General features: G+C 57.5%; 16 protein-coding genes. 8 read left to right on the top strand and 8 right to left on the bottom strand.

The annotated features are described in order from the left end of the window. Positions 1-53 precede the first annotated feature (53 nt). The gene (locus tag BM347_RS04595; protein ID WP_093915184.1) at positions 54-677 is read left to right on the top strand and encodes a helix-turn-helix domain-containing protein; all 624 of its coding nucleotides are present in this window, start codon (positions 54-56) and stop codon (positions 675-677) included. An 81-nt stretch (positions 678-758) separates the two neighbouring features. On the opposite strand, the gene BM347_RS04590 is transcribed toward BM347_RS04595, so the two are convergent. Continuing rightward, the gene (locus tag BM347_RS04590) at positions 759-2477 is read right to left on the bottom strand and encodes an extracellular solute-binding protein (RefSeq protein ID WP_093915183.1); all 1719 of its coding nucleotides are present in this window, start codon (positions 2475-2477) and stop codon (positions 759-761) included. Positions 2478-2896: 419 nt separating this feature from the next. Between BM347_RS04590 and BM347_RS04585 the strand changes: the two genes are divergently transcribed. Continuing rightward, positions 2897-3682: a 3-hydroxybutyrate dehydrogenase gene (locus BM347_RS04585; RefSeq protein WP_093915182.1), complete on the top strand. Its 786-nt coding sequence runs from the start codon at positions 2897-2899 to the stop codon at positions 3680-3682. Between the two features lie 124 nt (positions 3683-3806). After that, a complete protein-coding gene (locus tag BM347_RS04580; RefSeq protein WP_093915181.1) occupies positions 3807-4838 on the top strand; it encodes a patatin-like phospholipase family protein in 1032 nt (343 codons plus the stop codon). On the opposite strand, the gene BM347_RS04575 is transcribed toward BM347_RS04580, so the two are convergent. The 4 genes from BM347_RS04575 to BM347_RS04560 form a co-directional block, all read right to left on the bottom strand. After that, positions 4831-5577, bottom strand: a complete 747-nt coding sequence (locus tag BM347_RS04575; RefSeq protein WP_093915431.1) for a DUF502 domain-containing protein — start codon at positions 5575-5577, stop codon at positions 4831-4833. The two genes, BM347_RS04580 and BM347_RS04575, sit on opposite strands and share 8 nt — an antisense overlap. Before the next feature lie 86 nt (positions 5578-5663). Further along, complete coding sequence (locus BM347_RS04570) at positions 5664-6578, bottom strand: pseudouridine-5'-phosphate glycosidase (RefSeq protein ID WP_093915180.1); 915 nt, start codon at positions 6576-6578, stop codon at positions 5664-5666. Further along, on the bottom strand, positions 6575-7459 hold the full coding sequence (locus BM347_RS04565) for a PfkB family carbohydrate kinase (RefSeq protein ID WP_093915179.1): 885 nt from the start codon (positions 7457-7459) through the stop codon (positions 6575-6577). Before BM347_RS04565 ends, BM347_RS04570 begins: the two co-directional genes overlap by 4 nt. A 73-nt stretch (positions 7460-7532) precedes the next feature. Next, complete coding sequence (locus BM347_RS04560; RefSeq protein WP_093915430.1) at positions 7533-8348, bottom strand: DUF4198 domain-containing protein; 816 nt, start codon at positions 8346-8348, stop codon at positions 7533-7535. Between BM347_RS04560 and BM347_RS04555 the strand changes: the two genes are divergently transcribed. Beyond that, positions 8347-9672, top strand: coding sequence for a HupE/UreJ family protein (locus tag BM347_RS04555; protein ID WP_093915178.1), 1326 nt, complete (start codon positions 8347-8349; stop codon positions 9670-9672). The two genes, BM347_RS04560 and BM347_RS04555, sit on opposite strands and share 2 nt — an antisense overlap. 13 nt (positions 9673-9685) lie before the next feature. On the opposite strand, the gene BM347_RS04550 is transcribed toward BM347_RS04555, so the two are convergent. Then, positions 9686-10306 carry a thiamine phosphate synthase gene (locus tag BM347_RS04550; protein ID WP_093915177.1) on the bottom strand — a complete coding sequence of 207 codons (621 nt, stop codon included), beginning with the start codon at positions 10304-10306 and terminating at the stop codon, positions 9686-9688. 144 nt (positions 10307-10450) lie between these two features. Here BM347_RS04550 and BM347_RS04545 point away from each other — a divergent pair, with 144 nt between their 5' ends. The 3 genes from BM347_RS04545 to BM347_RS04535 are packed head-to-tail and all read left to right on the top strand — an operon-like array spanning position 10451 to position 13885. Continuing rightward, positions 10451-11203, top strand: coding sequence for an RNA methyltransferase (locus tag BM347_RS04545; protein WP_093915176.1), 753 nt, complete (start codon positions 10451-10453; stop codon positions 11201-11203). Positions 11204-11258: 55 nt separating this feature from the next. Beyond that, positions 11259-12413: a heme A synthase gene (ctaA, locus tag BM347_RS04540; RefSeq protein WP_093915175.1), complete on the top strand. Its 1155-nt coding sequence runs from the start codon at positions 11259-11261 to the stop codon at positions 12411-12413. Then, positions 12410-13885, top strand: a complete 1476-nt coding sequence (locus BM347_RS04535; RefSeq protein ID WP_093915174.1) for a carboxypeptidase M32 — start codon at positions 12410-12412, stop codon at positions 13883-13885. The genes ctaA and BM347_RS04535 overlap by 4 nt, the downstream gene beginning before the upstream one ends. A gap of 185 nt (positions 13886-14070) precedes the next feature. Here the strand turns inward: BM347_RS04535 and gyrA are convergent, their stop codons facing one another. Beyond that, the gene (gene gyrA, locus BM347_RS04530) at positions 14071-16827 is read right to left on the bottom strand and encodes a DNA gyrase subunit A (RefSeq protein WP_093915173.1); all 2757 of its coding nucleotides are present in this window, start codon (positions 16825-16827) and stop codon (positions 14071-14073) included. 243 nt (positions 16828-17070) lie between these two features. On the opposite strand from gyrA, the gene BM347_RS04525 reads away from it, so the two are divergent. After that, on the top strand, positions 17071-18132 hold the full coding sequence (locus BM347_RS04525; RefSeq protein WP_093915172.1) for a DUF2855 family protein: 1062 nt from the start codon (positions 17071-17073) through the stop codon (positions 18130-18132). A gap of 3 nt (positions 18133-18135) precedes the next feature. On the opposite strand, the gene BM347_RS04520 is transcribed toward BM347_RS04525, so the two are convergent. Then, complete coding sequence (locus BM347_RS04520; RefSeq protein WP_093915171.1) at positions 18136-19083, bottom strand: radical SAM protein; 948 nt, start codon at positions 19081-19083, stop codon at positions 18136-18138. Between the last annotated feature and the right edge of the window lie 100 nt (positions 19084-19183).

Below are 19183 nucleotides of genomic sequence, written 5' to 3'. Positions count from 1 at the left end.
AGCGCGGGTTCCGGCCCGTTGCAAGCGGCGGGACCGGGCGATATACGCGGTATATGACAGATCAAGCGCCTAAATCCATGATCCAGATCGCCCGCGAAAGCGGCGAAGCCGAAACCGCCCCTCCGGTTAATCTGGGCGCGCGGGTACGCGAATTGCGCAAGGCCCGCAATTGGACGCTGGAACAGGCGGCGACGCAGGCCGGGCTGGCACGTTCAACCCTTAGCAAGATCGAAAACGGCCAGATGTCACCCACATATGACGCGCTGAAAAAGCTGGCTGTCGGGCTCGAGATTTCTGTGCCGCAGCTCTTCACACCGCCCTCCGCTGCGCAGATCAACGGGCGCATGTCTGTGACCAAATCCGGTGATGGCACCAGCAAGGCGACAACAACCTACGAGCATGAATTGCTTGCAGATACCCTGCGCAAGAAACAGATGCTGCCCTACCGCGCCCGCATTCGCGCCCGCAAAATGGAAGAATTCGATGGCTGGGTCCGCCATGACGGCGAAGAATTTCTATACGTCCTCACAGGCGTCGTGCGGCTTTACACCGAATTTTACGAACCCGTTGAAATGCGCCGCGGTGACAGTGCCTATTATGATGCTACCATGGGCCATAATGTCGTCTCAACCAGTGACGAAGACGCGACAATCCTCTGGGTCACATCCCTGACGTAAAGCCACCCAGTTTCATTTTGCCAAATAAACTCTCCCCGAAGGGTCGGTCTGCGACTGGGCGCTAAAACCGCTATTATCCACTCACTGCCCGGCTTCAATCCACCAGACTTCGGGCATATAATTCGGCCCATCCCCATACAGCGGCACGTGATCGGGATATTTCATCTCGGCGATATGGGCGATACGATCCTGAGTGAACTGCCAGAACGGCACCACATAGCGCCCCGCAGTCAACAACCGATCAAGCGCGCGTGTTGCGGCAATGAAATCCTGCGTCGTGGTGGCATTGACCATTGTGTCAATCATCGCATCAATGGCGGGCGATTTCACCCCCATCAAGTTGCGGCTGCCCTGCTGGTCTGCCGCCTCGGATCCCCAATAATACCGCTGTTCATTCCCGGGGCTCAGCGACAGCGCGCGGCGAAAGATCGCCATGTCAAAGTCGAACTCGGCATTACGCGCCACGAATTGCGCATCGTCAACCGCCTCGACGATGGCCTCAACGCCAAGCCGTTTGAGCGCCTGAATATAAAGCTCTGCAATCGCCATATTCTCGGTACTGCCCTTGGACATCAAAATGCGAAAGCTCAGCGGCTTGCCATTTGTATCCCGCATGATCCCGCCTTGCGCGGAATAGCCAGCCTCTTGCAGGGCCTTCATTGCGTGGCGAATGCCGCGCCGATTGCGGGCGGATCCGTCCGATACGGGCAAGGCATAGCCTTCCATCGCACCCATTGGCAGGCTGTCTTTGAACGGGGTCAGCAATTCGGCGACGTGGCCCTCGGCCGGACCATGGGTCATGGCCAGAGGCGAGTTTGAAAAATACGAGGTGATCCGCGGCTGCGCACCGCCGGTCAAGGTCTCGTTGATATATTCAAAGTTAAACGCAGCAATCATCGCCTCGCGCACGCGGATATCGTCAAAAGGCGCGCGGCGTGTGTTCATGACAAAGCCGGTCATGCCGGATGGTTTCTGGTGGGTGAAGGTCGACTTTACGACATCCCCCCGATGAACCGCTGGAAAATCATATTGGGTGGCCCAAGTTTCGGCGTTGAATTCACGAAGGGCGGAAATCGCGCCCGCTTTGAATGCCTCGAACAGCACATTGGCATCACCATAAAAATCAAGCTTGATCTGATCGATATTATGGGTGCCGCGCCGAAACGGGACATCCTTGCCCCAATAGTCGGGATTGCGTGTCAGCGTCACCTGCCGCCCGGCCTGATAATCCGTGACACTATAGGGGCCGGATCCAAGCGGAATATCGGCCAAAGCGGCATTGGCGAAATCGCGCCCTTCCCATTGCGCTTTGCTCAGGATCGGGCGCATCCCCGCCAGCAGCGCCAACTCGCGGTTTTCGGCGTTGAACGTCATGCGTACGGCCCGCGGCCCAGTCTGCACGATACTGTCGATCTGCGCACGCAGCCCGTGATAGCGCGGATGCCCCTCAGAGCCGAGTATATCGTAGCTAAAGATCACGTCATCAACGGTGACCGGGCTGCCATCAGAAAAACGCGCTGTGGGCCGCAGGGTGAATTCTACCCAAGCGCGGTCCTCGGGGACTTCAACCGATTCGGCCAAAAGACCGTAAAGTGTGAACGGTTCGTCCCATGAGCGGCCCATCAACGCCTCATGTGTGAAAAATGCAAGCTGCCAAGGTGCGGTGCCTTTGCGCACGAAAGGGTTAAGGCTGTCAAAGCCTCCGGTGTTGCCCAAAATGATCGAGCCGCCCTTGGGCGCGTGCGGGTTCGCATAAGGGAGCGACACAAAATCCGGTGGTAGAGCAGGGGTCCCATACATAGATATCCCATGCGCTGGCTCGGCTTGGGCAGGGCCTCCGAATAGAATCAGTGAAGAAACAGTCGCAACCGCCCGACAGGTTTGGAAAAAATTTAGCACCATTTTTGAAACAATCCCGCGCTGCCCTTGTTTTATTACGCCAACTCTTAGCGGCGTGGCGGGGGCTAATCAAACTTTAAGCTTGGATTGCGGCGAAGCTTTGCGTATAAAGACATCACTGCTCGATAGGTTTCTTGCCTGTATGAAACCTGCCTCAATAACTTAACGTCCGCTTCGTGCGGACGTTTTTTTTTGACCATTTTGGCGCGGCAGAATTCTCTCCAATATTGGCGAAACCGCGCCGTTGAGATTCAATTAGTTATTTTCATTCTCGGGGTAGCGTTCCATGATGCAGTTGCAGCAAACCGCAGGAGAACACCATGGCCTATAGCATCGACCTTTCGCAAAAAACCGCCCTGATCACGGGGTCGAACTCGGGCATCGGGCTTGGCATTGCTTGGGCGCTGGCGCGGGCTGGGGCGGATGTCGTGTTGAACTCCTTCACCGACCGCGATGAAGACCACGCTATCGCCGCAGAGATCGCCAAAGAGACCGGCGTAACCGCACGCTATATTCAGGCCGATATGTCCAAGGGCGACGACTGCCGCCGGTTCGTGACCGATGCAGGGCGCTGCGATATTCTGGTCAACAACGCGGGCATTCAGCACGTGGCCCTGATCCCCGACTTTCCCGTGGAAAAATGGGATGCGATCATCGCCATCAATCTAAGCTCGGCGTTTCACACCACGGCGATGGCGCTGCCGATGATGCGCAAGGCTGGCTGGGGCCGGGTGCTGAACATCTCATCCGCACATGGGTTGACGGCGTCGCCCTTTAAATCAGCCTATATCGCCGCAAAACATGGCATCGTCGGTCTGACCAAAACCACCGCGCTTGAAACCGCCAAAGAACCGATCACCTGCAACGCCATCTGCCCGGGTTATGTTTTGACCGACATTGTGGAGAAACAAATTCCTGACACGATGAAAGAATACGGGATGAGCCGTGACGAGGTGATTAAAAACGTGATGCTTGAACGCCAACCCAGCAAAGAATTCGCGACCGTTGAGCAGTTGGGCGGCACGGCCACATTCCTGTGTTCGGACGCAGCGGCGCAAATCACCGGCACGACCGTCAGCGTCGACGGTGGCTGGACCGCGCTTTAAGAACTTTTATGCCTTCGGCGAGGATATTTAAGAGCCAGAGAATATAGAACCGGTCCAGGGCTTCTCTGGCTCTTAAATATCCCCGTCGGAGGCGGTCTTTCTTGAAACGGGGCGGGGCAATCCAATGGTGAAAAAACAGATAAATCTGGGCTTGCAAGGTGGCGGCGCGCACGGGGCCTATACGTGGGGTGTTCTTGATCGGTTGCTTGAGGAAGACGATCTGGAGATTTCAGCGATTTCTGGCACGTCTGCGGGTGCTTTGAATGGGGCCGCGCTTAAGGCGGGGATGATTTCGGGCGGGCGTCAGGGCGCAAGGGACAATCTGGACTGGCTTTGGCAGAAAGTGTCTGGCGTGGGCGAAAGCCAATTGTCGGGTTGGCTGGCCCCTTTCGGCGTTGGGGCAATCAGTCGGGCGATGGAATACAGTTGGCATAGCGCTGTCAGCACTGCGATGACGCAAATCGTATCGCCTTATGTGTACGGCCCAGCCTATAAAAACCCGCTGCGTGATATCGTTGAAAAGTTCAATTATGATCTGGTGTGCGGGCAGGATGCGCCTCGGTTCTTTGTCGGGGCCACGAAGGTGCGCGATGGCAAAATCAAGATTTTCGAGGGCGACGAGATTGGCCCGGACGCATTGTTGGCCTCTGCCTGTCTGCCGACCTTGTTTCAGGCGGTTGATATCGTTGATCCGGAAACCGGAAAATCCGAGGCCTATTGGGACGGTGGCTATACCGGAAACCCTGCGCTTTTCCCATTATACACCCGTAATTTGCCGCCGGATATTGTCGTTATCAACATCAATCCGTTGGAGCGCGCCGACCTGCCGAAAACCCCGATAGAGATTCAGAACCGGATCAACGAGATCAGCTTTAACTCCAGTTTGTTGCGCGAATTGCGGGCCATCGAATTTGTGCAGCGATTGCTGGACATGGGGCGGATCGAAGAGGGGCAAATGAACCGCGTCTACATTCACATGATTGCCGATGATGATCTGATGTCCAAGCTGTCGATCGCCACCAAAACCGTGCCGAACCCGGCGGTGATTTCTGCGCTTCGGGCGGCGGGGCGTGTCTCGGCCGAGCAGTTTCTAACCCATGATATTGATCACGTGGGCAAACGCAGTTCGGTCGATTTGAAGCAGATGTTCAGCTAGGCTCTATCGGGGGCGGTCGCCCCGTTTGACCATCAACGGGCAGGGGGTGCTCTGGCGGATACACAAGCCCTGCCGAGATGACCAGCTTGGCCGCATCTTCGACGGACATATCCAATTCGATGATGTCATTGCGGGGGAAAAACAGTAAAAAACCGGATGTCGGGTTGGGCGTTGTGGGAATGAAAACGCCGACCAGTTCTTTGTCGACCCCGACGTGGCGGGCAACCTCGCCCTTGGCCGAGATCGAAATAAACCCAAGCGCCCAAGCCCCTTTCCGGGGGTATTCCACCATGCAAGCGGTTTCAAAGCTGCGTTCGCTTTGGGCAAAAATTGTCTCGGAAATCTGTTTGATGCCTGAATAGATGGTGCGCACGACCGGAGTACGCTGCACCAACCCTTCGGCAAAGCGGATAAAGGACCGGCCGATGATGCCCTTGGCCAGCCAGCCCACAATGATGGTGAACAGTAAAAAGATGATAACGCCAATGCCGCGCACGTTGATCTGCGCCGACGGGTCTAGCCCGAAATAGGTTTGGATCAGCCGGTCAGGGTGATAGGCGAGCGGCACCATAGGAAGCACGATGCCGTCGATCCAGCCGATGACCGTCCAGATCAGCCATATGGTCAGGCCCACCGGTGCAATCACTACCAAACCCGTCAGGAACGACCCGCGCAGCCGCGCAAAAAGGGTCCGCTTTGGCGCTTCCGGTGGCGGTGAAGGTGAAAATGGCGTGTTCATCGGCGTGTTTTTCTTCCCAATCATTCCATTTCAGAGCTAAGTGCTTTGTCCGCCTGCTACAATGGAGTGCGCATAAAATTTGGGCTTCAATTGCTGTTTGAGGCCAGTTCAGCCGCAATTTTGGAGGCCAAACGGGCATTGTTGCGCACCAGCGCGATGTTTGCTGTCAGCGAACGCCCCTCGGTAAGCTCGAATATCCGTTGCAACAGATAGGGCGTGACGGATTTGCCACTGATGCCGTGGGCGATGGCGTCGTTTTGGGCGGTGGCGATGATCGGGGCCAGTTCGGCTGCGGGAATTTCATCGGCCGCGGGGATCGGGTTGGCCACCAATTGTCCGCCCGGCAGTCCAAGCTGCGCACGAAGGCCATGGGCCGTGGCGATCTGCGCGGGATCATCCATGCGCAGGGGGGATTTCAACGGCGACGTGCTGCTCCAGAACGCGGGAAAGCTGTCTTGGCCGACGGTGATCACCGGCACGCCTTGGGTTTCCAGCACCTCAAGGGTTTTTGCCACGTCAAGGATTGCCTTGGCCCCGGCGGCGATCACGGTGACGGGGGTTTGGGCCAGTTCCAGCAAATCGGCTGAGATGTCAAAGGTGTCTTCGGCCCCTTTATGCACGCCGCCGATGCCGCCTGTGGCGAAGACGGCGATGCCCGCCAGATGCGCGGCGATCATTGTGGCGGCAACGGTGGTGGCCCCAGTGCCACCTGTGGCGATGCAGGCGGCCATGTCGGCGCGCGACAGTTTCGCAACGCCTTTGGCCTGGGCCAGTTGGCTCAGTAGCGCATCCTCAAGCCCGATATGAAGCTGCCCGTCGATCACCGCGATTGTGGCAGGGGTCGCACCGGCGGCGCGCACATCCGCCTCGACCTGGCGGGCGACTTCCAGGTTTTGCGGATAGGGCATGCCATGGGTGATGATTGTGCTTTCAAGCGCCACAATCGGGGTGCCTTTGCTATGGGCTGTGGCAACTTCTTGTGAGCGGTGTAGCGTGATCATATTTTGGTTTCTCCGGAAACATATTGTGCAGCAGCGGCAAGGGCTTGGGTCAGGGCCGCATCTGATGCAGCGCCATGGATTTCAGCCGCGATATGGGCTGCCATAAAGGTATCGCCTGCGCCGGTCACACGGATGACAGAAACGGCGGGCGGGACTTGGGTGATCAGACCGCTGGCCTGTCCTACGGTCGCAGGATTGCCGCCATCGGTGACAACAGCCCGCACAGCACCGCGTTCAAGCAAGGCCGCAGCGGCATCGCGTGAGCTGTCAAAGGTGGTTTGGCACAGCAGGCCCGCCTCTTCGAGGTTTACGTAAAGCGTGCCGCGTTTGGCCTGAATAAAGGGGCTAAGGCGCATTGCCTTGCCGGGGCTGGCAGGGGCCACGCGCAAATCAGCCTCGGTCAAAAGCGGGCTACGGGCCATCTCGGCAAGCAGATCAAGGGTCAGGTTGCCATCAAGGGCGACGGTCCCGCGATAGGGCGCAGGCAGTGATCCATCGGCAAAGGGGCGCAGGATCTTGCTGCCAGCCGCCTCAAGTGAATGCGCGTCCGCGATGGCGGCGATCAGGCCGTTTGTCCCCTCAACAGCCATATAGCGGTCGGTGGGCAGATCATCCGAGCGGTAGACGAAATTGGTGTTCAATCCGCGCAGCTGGCAGGCCGAGATCAGCTCGTCGCCTTCGGTGTCGCGGCCCACGGCGCTGATCAGCGCGGGCGATAGGCCAAACCGGGCCAGCGCCATCGCGATATTAAGGGCAACGCCGCCGGGCAGTCGTGTGATACGGCCCGGCATATCCGACCCTAGCCGCATTTGCGTCTCGGCGCGCCCGATGATGTCCCACAGGACCGAGCCAATACAAAGTATATTTGGTGTATCTGTCATATTGCCCGTTCTGCCGAGACCTGCGCCGGGGCGCAAGCCCGGTTAAGCGATTGAGCGGTCAAGATTGCGGCGATTAATTTGGTACAGCAAAGGTAAGCGAGGCCCAAAGGCTTTCCCACTGCGGGCTTTTTGATGTTTCGCCCGCATCCGGGGCCGGGCGCAGGACCACGGAATCCACCAGGTAGGTCATGCCGCGCGCGACCGGAAAGGTAAGATGCCCCTGATCGTCGCTGCGATAGACGGTGACTGTGGGGGCGATCTTGGCAGATTTTTCATAAACTTCGATCTGCACGTCTTGGCGTGGGGCCCCGTCATAGGTCAACGCAACTGTCATCATCCCGTCAAAATCCGCGTCATATGGATTGGTTAGCGCAACAAATTCGGTCGCAAGGCCAAGTTCGCGGTCACTGCCATGGCCATCGCCAATCGCAATCAGCGCTTTGGAGTGGCGGGTATAGCGTTCGCGCACGTTTTCCTTGGGGTAGCCTGCGTTCAAATGGTCGACGAGGGCGGTCTTGAAATCCTTGTGTTCGGTAAAGCCGACGAAGGTTTTCCAATCTTTATAAGTCAGTGAGGATGGAGAGGCCTCGTGCGCCACGATCAGCAAACCATCCCTTGGCGGGGCTGTGATCTGCAGGGCGGGGACGTCGCCCATGCGCCCTTGAACGGGGAGGGTATCGCCCTCAAAACTTAGATCGAAACGGTCTGTGCGATTTGCGAAATAGGCAAGATTGGTGCCTTCAAAAAGCTGGCCGTTCTTAATGTTGGTTGTCAATTCCGCGCCGGGCTGTACTTGATATACGGGCGCTTCGAGCCAGTATTCATGGGCACTGGCAGGCAGCGCGCCCAAAGCGAATGAAATAACGAGTATGAGACGGGACAAAAACATGAAGAACACCTTATATGCGGTCATTCTAAAGCTGGCCTACGCGGTGCTTTTGTCAAGTGTCGCAACGGGGGCCGCCCGCGCGCATGAGGTTGTTCCGACCATCGCAGACCTGACCGTGGCTGAAGGTGTCGCGGATCTGGTGCTGCGTGTGAACCTTGAGGCGTTGATGTCTGGCATTGATCTGGATGCAGTCGCCGACACCAATGATGCTGAAAACGCTGAAGATTATGACAACTTGCGTGCCATGTCCGCCGACCAGATCGCTGCGCGCGTGCCTGAACTGCTGGCCGGATGGAACGCGGCACCCTTGCTGCGCGCCGATGGTGAGGCCGTAAACCTGACCACCGTGTCCGTCACCGTTCCCGAAGATGTGAATGCTGAGCTGCCGCGTATTTCGCAATGGGTGCTGCAAGGGCAGGTGCCTTTGACTGCGCGTGGCGTTGTGGTGTCGTGGCCTGCTGGATCAGGGGCGATGGTCCTGCGTCAACAAGCTGTTGATGAACCCTATACCGGATATCTGGAGGGCGGTGCCCAAAGCCCCGAGATCGAGCTGGCAGGCGGCGGTCAGGAAACCGCGTGGCAGGCCTTCATGGGCTATATTCCCGTCGGATTTGACCACATTTTGCCCAAGGGGCTGGATCATATCCTGTTCGTGCTGGGCCTGTTCTTTTTGTCGACCCATCTGAAGCCGCTGATCTGGCAGGTGTCCGCCTTTACCGCCGCGCATACCGTGACGCTGGCCCTTGGGGCGCTTGGGCTGGTGACGGTGCCGGGATCGATTGTCGAGCCGCTGATCGCAGCCTCGATAGTCTATGTGGCGGTCGAGAATATCTTTACCTCGGGGTTAAACCCTTGGCGGCCTTTTGTGATTTTCGGTTTCGGATTGTTGCACGGGCTGGGATTTGCGTCGGTTCTGGGCAAATTCGGCCTGCCAAGCGATCAGTTCGTTCCAGCGCTGATCGGCTTTAACATCGGGGTCGAGATTGGCCAACTGACGGTGATTGCGATCATGGCGCTCTGCGTCTGGCAAGCCTTGCGCGTGGCGCGGGGTGAGGGCGGTGCAGAGCGCACCAAGCTGATTTATGTCGGGCTGGCTGTCGTGGCGCTGGCGCTTTGCTTGGTACCGATGCCCGGTGTCGCGGCGGCGTTGGAAGCGCCCGTGCCGCTGTTTTTGGTGCCACTGGCGCTGGTCTTTACCGCGTGTTTCCTGTCGGTCCAGTTCCGCCAGACAGAAGAACCCTATCGCCGTTTCGTGGCGATCCCGGCGTCTGTCGGAATCGCGGCCGTCGGGGCCTATTGGTTCATTGAGCGGGTGTTTTTATAACGCCCCGCCTGGTTCACGCTATCGCGGCGACCAGTGTTGCCAAGGCTTGCGCCGGATCGTCTGATGTCCAGATTTCATCGCCGATGCCAAAGAAATCGGTATAGGGGCTAAGGTTGCGGATCAGGTCCTCGTCCAAGCCGCCTTCGGCGACGCAGGGGACTTCGATCACTTCGGACCACCATTGAAACAGGTCCAGCTCGGCGTGTGACCCGTCGTCCAATGCACTTGGGCGCACCGGACCAAAGCTGATGTAGTCCGCACCTGCTTCGCCTGCTGCCATGCCGTCATGGCGCGAGCCTGCGCAATAGCTGCCAACGATGGCGTCATCGCCCAAAGTCTTGCGGGCGTGGCGGATTGAACGTGCTGCGTCGGTAAGATGGACGCCGTCCAAGCCAATACGTTCAGCCAGCAACGTGTGATCTGCGATCACCAGTGCGATATCGCGTGCATCAGTGATTTCGCGCAAGGCGTCGGCGGCGCGCAATACGACATCTTCGTCGCGGGTGCTGAGGGCAAGGCGCACGCAGGCGATGGGCTGGCTATCAAGAACGCGGGCCAAGGTCTGGGGAAAGGTTTCCAGCTCAAACGCGGGGGGTGTGATCAGGTAAAGCTGCGGTTGTTCGGGCGTCGTCATGGCAAGCGGTCCTTTGCTGTGTTGGCGTCAATTAACGGATCGCGCGCAGAAAGAAAAACTTTTATGCCTTGGGCGAGGATTTTTTACCATTTGGAAATACGGCGTGTTCTTGTGAGAGCGCTGTTGCGCGGGTAAGAGGCGGGGATGAATGACAGTGTAGAGAACCCCAAAATACCGGCTTTTGTGTTGGTGCGCCCGCAAATGGGCGAGAATATCGGTGCCGCCGCGCGCGCCATGTGGAACTTTGGTCTGGACCGGATGCGCATTGTCGCACCGCGTGATGGCTGGCCGAACCCTGCGGCTGATGCAATGGCATCGGGTGCGGGGCGTTTGCTGGACGAGGCCATTGTTTATGACGATCTGGCGGGATCACTGGGGGATGCAGCGTTTGTGTTTGCCACCACTGCACGGGACCGGGATTTGACGAAGCCCGTTTATAGCCCCGAGGCCGCGATGGCTAAGGCTGCCGAGCTGATCGCCCAAGGCCAGCGGGTCGCGGTGATGTTCGGGCCCGAGCGTGCGGGGCTGGAGAATGACGATATCGCACGGGCTAATGCGATTGTATCTGTCCCTGTAAACCCGCAGTTTGCATCGCTTAATCTGGCGCAATGTGTGTTGTTGATGGGGTATGAATGGATGCGCGCCCAGGCGGAGATTATTCCCGAACAGGTCGAGATGGCCGGCACGGATTGGGCGGATAACAGCGAGATCGAACATCTGGCGCGGCATTTCGAGGAGCGGCTCGATGTGGCGGGGTTTTTCTATCCTGAGCACAAGGCGGCCAGCATGAAAGTTAATCTGCGCAATATGTGGTCGCGCCTGCCCTTGACCCGCGCGGATGTACAAACCTTGCATGGTACCCTGCGACAGATGGTGCGCTGGAAAGAGCGCGGCTAGACCTTTGCGCCTGTGTGACCTATTTCTGCATCAAACCTAGCAGACAAGAGGCACCATGGCCGAGAAACGTAAGCTTTTTGAGGAAGTGGGCGATGCACAAGCGGCACGCCCTGTTGCGAACGCTGGTATGATCGACCGGGGTCGTGGTGGCGCGCGTGGCGCGATCCGCGTTTGGCTGTTCATATTGTTCGCGCTGGTCTTTGTGATGATCGCGGTTGGCGGTTTGACGCGTCTAACCGATAGCGGGCTGAGCATCACCGAATGGAAACCCTTTACCGGGGCGATGCCCCCGTTGAACGCGGCGGATTGGCAATCGGAATTCGCGAAATACCAAGAGATTGATGAGTTTCAGGTTCAGAATGCGTGGATGGAACTGGCCGATTTTAAACGGATTTACTGGTGGGAGTGGGGCCATCGCCAGCTGGGCCGTGTGATCGGGCTGGTTTGGGCAATCGGCTTTTTATGGTTCTTGTTGCGCCGTCAGATCCCGACCGGCTGGACCGGTCGCTTGTTGCTGTTAGGCGGGCTAGGCGGCCTGCAAGGGGCGATTGGCTGGTGGATGGTGTCATCGGGCGTCAGCACTGGCGGGGCGGTTCTGGATGTTGCGAGTTATCGGCTTGCCACCCATCTGGGGCTGGCCTTTGTGATCCTTGGGTTCATCACCTGGTATGCTTTGATGCTGGGCCGCACCGAAAAGGATTTGATGCAGGCGCGTCGGGCCAAGGAGAGTAAACTGTTTAGGATGTCGACAGGGCTGCTGCATTTTGCATTCCTGCAGATTTTGCTGGGGGCCTTGGTTGCGGGGATTGATGCGGGGCGGTATTTCGTTGATTGGCCATTGATGCAGGGGCAGTTTTTTCCGCCAGATGCGTTTAACATTGCACCTGTCTGGCGGAACTTCTTTGAAAACCCGGGCCTTGTGCAATTCATGCATCGGATGGCGGGCTACCTGTTGTTTGCCTTTGCTGTGGTTGTCTGGCTGCGCGGGCGCAAATCTGCGCACCCGAACACACGCAATGCCTTTAACTTTATGATGCTGGCAATGGCCGGGCAGATCGTTCTGGGCATTGTAACTGTTCTGAACGCGGCCCCCGTGCATATCGCCATCTGGCATCAGGTGCTGGCTGTCATCCTATGGGTGCTGATCCTGCGGGCGCGGTTCCTAAGCGGCTATCCCATTCCAACATCCCTAAGAGGAAAAACCCAATGAGTGCTTTTGACGATCTGATGGTCTTTCAACGCGAGACTGAGGCGTTGGCTCAGATTGCAGGCCGTTTGGGGTGGGATCAGGAAACCATGATGCCACGCGGGGCAGCTGCACAACGCGGCGAAGAAATGGCCGCCGTCGAAGGCGTGCTCCACGCGCGCCGTGTTGATCCGCGCATTACGGACTGGCTTGAGATGATCGACGAGGGCCATCTGGACGACGCCGGCAGCGCGCAGTTGCGCCATATCCGGCGGTCCCATGCCCGCGCCAGCAAAGTCCCTGCAGCGCTTGCCGCCCGCTTGGCGCGTATCACATCCGAGGCGCAGGGCATTTGGGCCGAGGCGCGCGAAAACGAGGATTTTGCAGCCTTTGCGCCGACCCTGTCCGAGGTGATCACCTTGAAGCGCGAAGAAGGTATGGCGCTGGCGGCTGGCGGCGACATCTATGATGCGATGCTGGACGACTATGAACCCGGTGCCACGGGGGCCGAGCTTGAGGCGATGTTTGGCGCGCTACGCCCTGAACTGACCCGTCTGCGCGAAGCGGTCCGCAGTGCAGAGGCCCCGCCCGTGCTGCAAGGCAAGTTCGACGAATCTGCGCAGATGAAGCTGACCCGGCAATTGGCCAAGACCTTTGGTTATGACATGAGCATGGGCCGCGTCGACAAGGCCGTACATCCGTTTTCAAGCGGTTCGGGCCTTGATGTGCGGATCACCACGCGCACCAACGAGACGGATCCGTTTAACTGCTTTTATTCGACCATCCACGAGGTCGGCCATGCCTGCTATGAACAAGGTATCGACCGCGCCTATCTTCTGACGCCGTTGGGCGCGGGGGTATCGATGGGGGTCCATGAAAGCCAAAGCCGGATTTACGAAAACCAGCTGGGCCGCAGCCGCGCCTTTACCGGATGGTTGTTCGGCCAGATGAAGGATGCCTTTGGCGATTTTGGCGTCGCGGACGAGGATACATTCTATCGCATCGTGAACCGGGTGTCCGACGGCTATATCCGCACCGAAGCGGACGAGTTGCAGTACAATCTGCACGTCTTGCTGCGCTTTGATCTTGAGCGGGCGTTGATGGGCGGCGAGTTGCAAGTCGATGATTTAGAGGCCGCGTGGAATGACCGGTTCAAGGCTGATTTCGGCTATGAGGTGGATAAACCATCAAATGGCGTGCTTCAGGATGTGCATTGGTCCGTCGGGCTGTTCGGCTATTTCCCGACCTATTCGCTGGGCAACGTCTATGCGGGCTGCCTGAATGATGCTTTGCGCAAGGATGTCACGGATCTGGACGACCAGCTAACGGTTGGTGACACGCGCGCCGCCACAGGCTGGCTGCGCGAAAATGTGCAAAGTCACGGGGGGCTGTATCACCCAAAAGAGTTGATCACCCGCGCGACTGGCTCAGCGCCGAGCGAGGCCCCTTTGTTGTCGTATCTCAGTTCAAAGTTCGGAGAGTTGTACAGCCTTTGAAGCCCGCCGGGGATGTCTGTGAGTGGCTGGCCTATAACGGTCGCTGTTGGTCTTACTAACGCTAAGTCCCTAACTATAGCCGCTGCTCTGGACGATGAGGTAAACACCACAACCCGCACAAAAAAAAGACCGTCCAGTATAATACTGCACGGTCTTTTGCGTTAACCAGCTTGGCGCGCTTTGGGTCAGGTTTCCTCTGTAACCTCGCCATCGATTGCATCGTCATCCCCTTGATCTGCGATCCATGCAACACTGACAACGACCTCGCCCTTGCCGGTGTCGAACACCTTCACACCGCCTGCGCTGCGCGAGCGGAAGGAAATGCCTTCGACCGGAACGCGGATCGATTGCCCTTTGGACGTGGCCAGCATGATCTGGTCGTCCAATTCAACCGGGAAGGACGCCACGATCTCGCCGCCGCGCATCGCCTTGTCCATTGCTGTCACGCCCAAACCGCCGCGGCCACGTACAGGATAGTCGTGGCTGGATGACAGCTTACCCGCGCCTTTTTCTGTGATGGTAAGCAACAGGTTTTCGGCGGCTGACATCTCTACATACCGCTCGTTCGAGAAGTTCGGATCGGCGGGCGCTTCGTCTTCGTCTGCTTCTGCATCGTCAGTCAAACCTGCCATCGCACGCCGCATCTTGAGGTATGCGGTGCGTTCCTCCGATGTTGCGTCAAAGTGGCGGATGATCGACATGGAAACGACTTTGTCGTCGCCGTTCAGTTTGATCCCGCGCACCCCAACCGACGCGCGGCTGTTGAACACGCGTACATCCGTGGCCGGGAAACGGATCGCGCGGCCCGAATTGGTGACCAGCATCACATCGTCATCATTCGACGCAATCCGCGCATTAATGAGCGTGGTGTTGGCGTGATCGTCCTCGAATTTCATCGCGATCTTGCCGTTGCGCATGACGTTGGTGAAATCGGACAGCTTGTTGCGGCGCACGGTCCCTGCTGAGGTGGCAAAGACCACTTGCAAGTCGTCCCATTCGGCCTCGTCCCGATCGACGGGCATAATCGCTGCGATCGACACACCGACAGGGATCGGCAGGATGTTGACGATTGCCTTGCCCTTTGATGTGCGGCTGCCTTGTGGCAGGCGCCAGGTCTTGAGCTTGTAGACCATCCCATCGGTCGTAAAGAACAACAGCTGCGTGTGGGTATTGGCGACGAAAAGCGTCGTAACCACGTCTTCTTCTTTGGTCTGCATGCCCGACACGCCTTTGCCACCACGGCGCTGGCTGCGGAAATCCACCAAAGGTGTGCGTTTTATATAACCGCCTGACGTGACGGTCACGACCATGTCTTCTCGCGCGATCAGGTCTTCGTCGTCCATGTCACCGGACCAATCGACGATCTCGGTGCGGCGCGGTACGGCAAACTGGTCTTTGACCTCGGCCAATTCGTCCGAGATGATGCCCATGATGCGTTCACGGCTGCCCAAAATCTCAAGGTACTCCTTGATCTTCTTGGCCAGCTCTTCCAACTCATCTGTGACTTCCTTGACGCCGATCTGGGTCAGGCGCTGCAAGCGCAGTTCCAGAATGGCGCGGGCTTGCGCCTCGGAGAGGTTATAGGTGCCATCGTCGTTGGCGGTATGGGTCGGGTCGTCGATAAGTGCGATGTAAGGCAAGATCGCTTCAGCGGGCCAACGGCGCGTCATCAGCTTTTCACGTGCTTCGGCAGCATCGGCTGAGGACCGAATGGTTGCGACGATTTCGTCGATATTGGTGACGGCCACGGCCAAACCACACAGGATATGGCTGCGCTCACGGGCCTTGCGCAGCAAGAATGCAGTGCGTCGGGCAACCACGTCTTCACGGAAATCAATGAAGTAAGTCAAGAACTTGCGCAGGGTCAGCTGTTCGGGGCGGCCACCGTTTAGCGCCAGCATGTTACAGCCGAAATAGGTTTGCATTGGCGTGAACCGGTACAATTGGTTCATCACGACTTCGGCCGTCGCATCACGCTTCAATTCGATCACGACGCGCACACCATTGCGGTCGGATTCGTCTTGAACATGGGCGATGCCTTCGATCTTTTTCTCGCGCACCTGTTCGGCGATCTTTTCGATCATGGTGGATTTATTCACCTGATAGCAGATTTCGTCGATGATAATGGCAAAGCGGTCTTTACGGATCTCTTCAACGCGGGTCTTGGCGCGCATGATAACGCTGCCACGACCTTCAAGATATGCTTTGCGCGCACCTGCACGGCCCAACATGACGCCGCCGGTTGGAAAGTCGGGGCCGGGGATGTATTCGATCAAATCTTCGGAGGTCAGATCAGGATTTTCGATCAACGCCTGACAGGCATCGATAACTTCGCCCAAGTTATGGGGCGGGATATTGGTTGCCATACCGACGGCGATACCGCCTGCGCCGTTCACCAACATATTCGGGAAACGCGCTGGCAAAACAGTGGGTTCACGTTCCTTGCCATCGTAGTTGTCGATGAAATTAACGGTCTCTTTGTCCAGATCGCTCGTCATGAAGGATGCGACCTTGTCCAGTCGCGATTCAGTATAGCGCATCGCGGCCGCGCTATCGCCATCCATGGAGCCGAAGTTGCCCTGACCGTCAATCAGCGGCAAAGACATCGAGAAATCCTGTGCCATCCGCACAAGCGCATCATAAATCGCGCTGTCGCCATGCGGGTGATAGGAGCCCATCACATCGCCCACGGATTTCGCAGATTTACGATAGGTTTTGTCGTGGGTAATACCCTTTTCATACATCGAATAGATGATGCGGCGGTGAACCGGTTTCAGGCCGTCCCGCAGGTCGGGAATGGCGCGGCTGACGATGACCGACATGGCATAATCCAGATAGGATGTGCGCATCTCGTGTTCGATGGTGACCGATGGGCCATCAAACACAGGGCGCGAAGCCGGAATTTCATCATCATTTTCAGGTGTTTCTGGCGTGTCGTTCACGTAATCGGCCTAGCTCTTGCTGGTTCTATATCTTGGGGTTTTGTATAGCAGATGGCGTATATAGGGTGCAATGCCTGCGGGCTTTCTGGGCTCATTTGAATCGGGCGGATCGGCTAAGGCACTGAAAACACGTGCGATTAAATCAACCATATTTCGCGTGGCGTAACGTCAGAATAATAGAATTTCCAAATCTCACGAGAACCGGACTAGGATAGGCGCGGGGTCATCAGGGAGGGACAGATCATGCAGCGCATTTTGGTAAACCAAACATCAATTGCACAGACTCGGACAGAGAATGTGGAAAGCGCGCCGCTTGAGGCCGGTCAGGTCCGTCTCGGGGTGGAAAGCTACGCGTTGACCTCGAACAATATCACCTATGCGGCAGCGGGATTTGATATTGGCTATTGGCACTTTTTTCCAAGCGGAACAGAAGGTTGGGGCATCGTTCCTGTGTGGGGTACTGCCAAGGTGATCGAAAGCCGCAGCGACCAGCTGGAGGTGGGGACGCGGCTTTACGGGTTCTACCCGATGGCGGAGGAACTGGTCATTACGCCCGCATTCGCACCGGGCGGGTTTATCGACGCGGCCGAGCACCGCGCGAAACTGCCGCTGATCTACAATCAATATACGCCCACGCGGTCTGGAAATGACGATGACGATCACCTGCGCGCCATTTTGCAGCCGCTGCTGGCGACGTCATTTTTAATATTTGACTGGTTGCAGGATAATGCATTTTTCGGGGCCGATCAGATCGTTATCGGCAGTGCGTCGTCCAAAACCGGGCTGGGCCTGTGCAAATATCTGGCTGAACCTGCGGACCGTGCCTATCAGATCGTGGGGCTGACATCCGAGAAAAACCGTACCTTTGTCGAAGGATTGGGGGCCTGTGACAGCGTTCTGACCTACGATCAGATCGACGACATTGCACAGATCCCGTCGGTCTATGTGGATATGTCCGGCAACACCGAGGTCAAGATGGCGCTGCATGATCATCTGGGCGACCAGCTTAAGCATTCTTCGGCCGTGGGGCTAAGCCATTGGGATCATTTTGCCCCCGCGCAAAAGCTGTCAGGCCCCAAGCCGGAATTCTTTTTCGCCCCGTCGCAGGTTGCGAAGCGACGCGCGGAATGGGGCCCGGGCGAGATTGAAAAACAGATCACAGCCGCGTGGAAAAGGATCGCGGCTGATGCGTCAAACTGGATGGATGTGAAGGTCTATAACGGTGTCGCCGCATCCGAGGGCCCGTATCACGCATTGGTCACGGGGCAGGCGGATCCAAAGGTCAGCGTCGTTATCCGGCCCTAAGGATTAGGCCGAACAGCTGGCGCCGCCCAAAACGCAGAATTTAGCGCAATGGGGATGATTCAAGGCCACGTCTTTTTCGGCCTCTTCAAGGCTATTACCCAGCTCGAATTCAGGGCTGTAGGGCAGCAGTGTGCAGGCCAGAACGGCGGGTTTTTCTGCGCCCTTGCGTTTGACCACCATCCGCGAACTTGCGCACATGATCGCATCAGGGGACTTGTTTAAGATACCCCAGCAAGCTGTTGTAATTTCAGGAACTTCGACGGTTTCGTCCATCTCGGGGAACAGCACGGTCATGCCAGGGTCATAGGCGTCGATGTCAAATCCGTGCTCGGCGTAGAAGGCACCATATCCTGCGCGGCTGTCTTCGTCGCTGTCACCAAAAACGGATCGTCCAGCGACTGCCATGCGAAAGCCGTTATCGCGCAGCCATGTCATACCTGTAATGGTCTTTTCCAGCGCGCCCGCGCCGCGTTCGGCATCGTGTAGATCGGCGTGGTAGTGATCCACGGAAATGCGCAGCGTCAGCTTGCCGGGGTAGGCCGCGTTCAGCCGTGTCAGGCCCGCCAACACCGATTTTCGCATCATCGGCCGCATGGCGTTCGTCAGAATCAGCACGTCATACCCCGCCTCAAGCGACGCCTCGGTGATGTCGATCATCTGTGGGTTCATAAAGGGTTCACCGCCGGTAAAGGCAATCTCGGTCACGGGCCAGTTGCGCGCAGTGATCTGGCCCAGATAATCGCGCACTTCATCGGCGGTGATATAGACCAACGCATCGTTGGTAGGGCTGGATGCGATGTAGCAGTTCACGCATTCTATGTTGCACAGGGTGCCGGTATTAAACCACAATGTTTGGGGGTTGGTGAGGCTGACGGTCGCGCGGTCTTCGCCCTTGGCCGTCACCGCGGGGTTTTCGAATTTGCCTGCGTTTGCCTGTGCAAAGTCTTTCATAGACACTGCGCCCTTAGATGGTTTGCGTTGTTTCTTTGTCTAGGCGAATGGTAAAATCAATAAAACCCTGTGTATTCTTTTGCACAGACTTGTGAAGCGC

Origin of the sequence: Sulfitobacter marinus (assembly GCF_900116285.1) — a bacterium.
Taxonomy (GTDB): Bacteria; Pseudomonadota; Alphaproteobacteria; order Rhodobacterales; family Rhodobacteraceae; genus Sulfitobacter; species Sulfitobacter marinus.
This window is presented reverse-complemented; position numbering and strand designations above follow the sequence as displayed.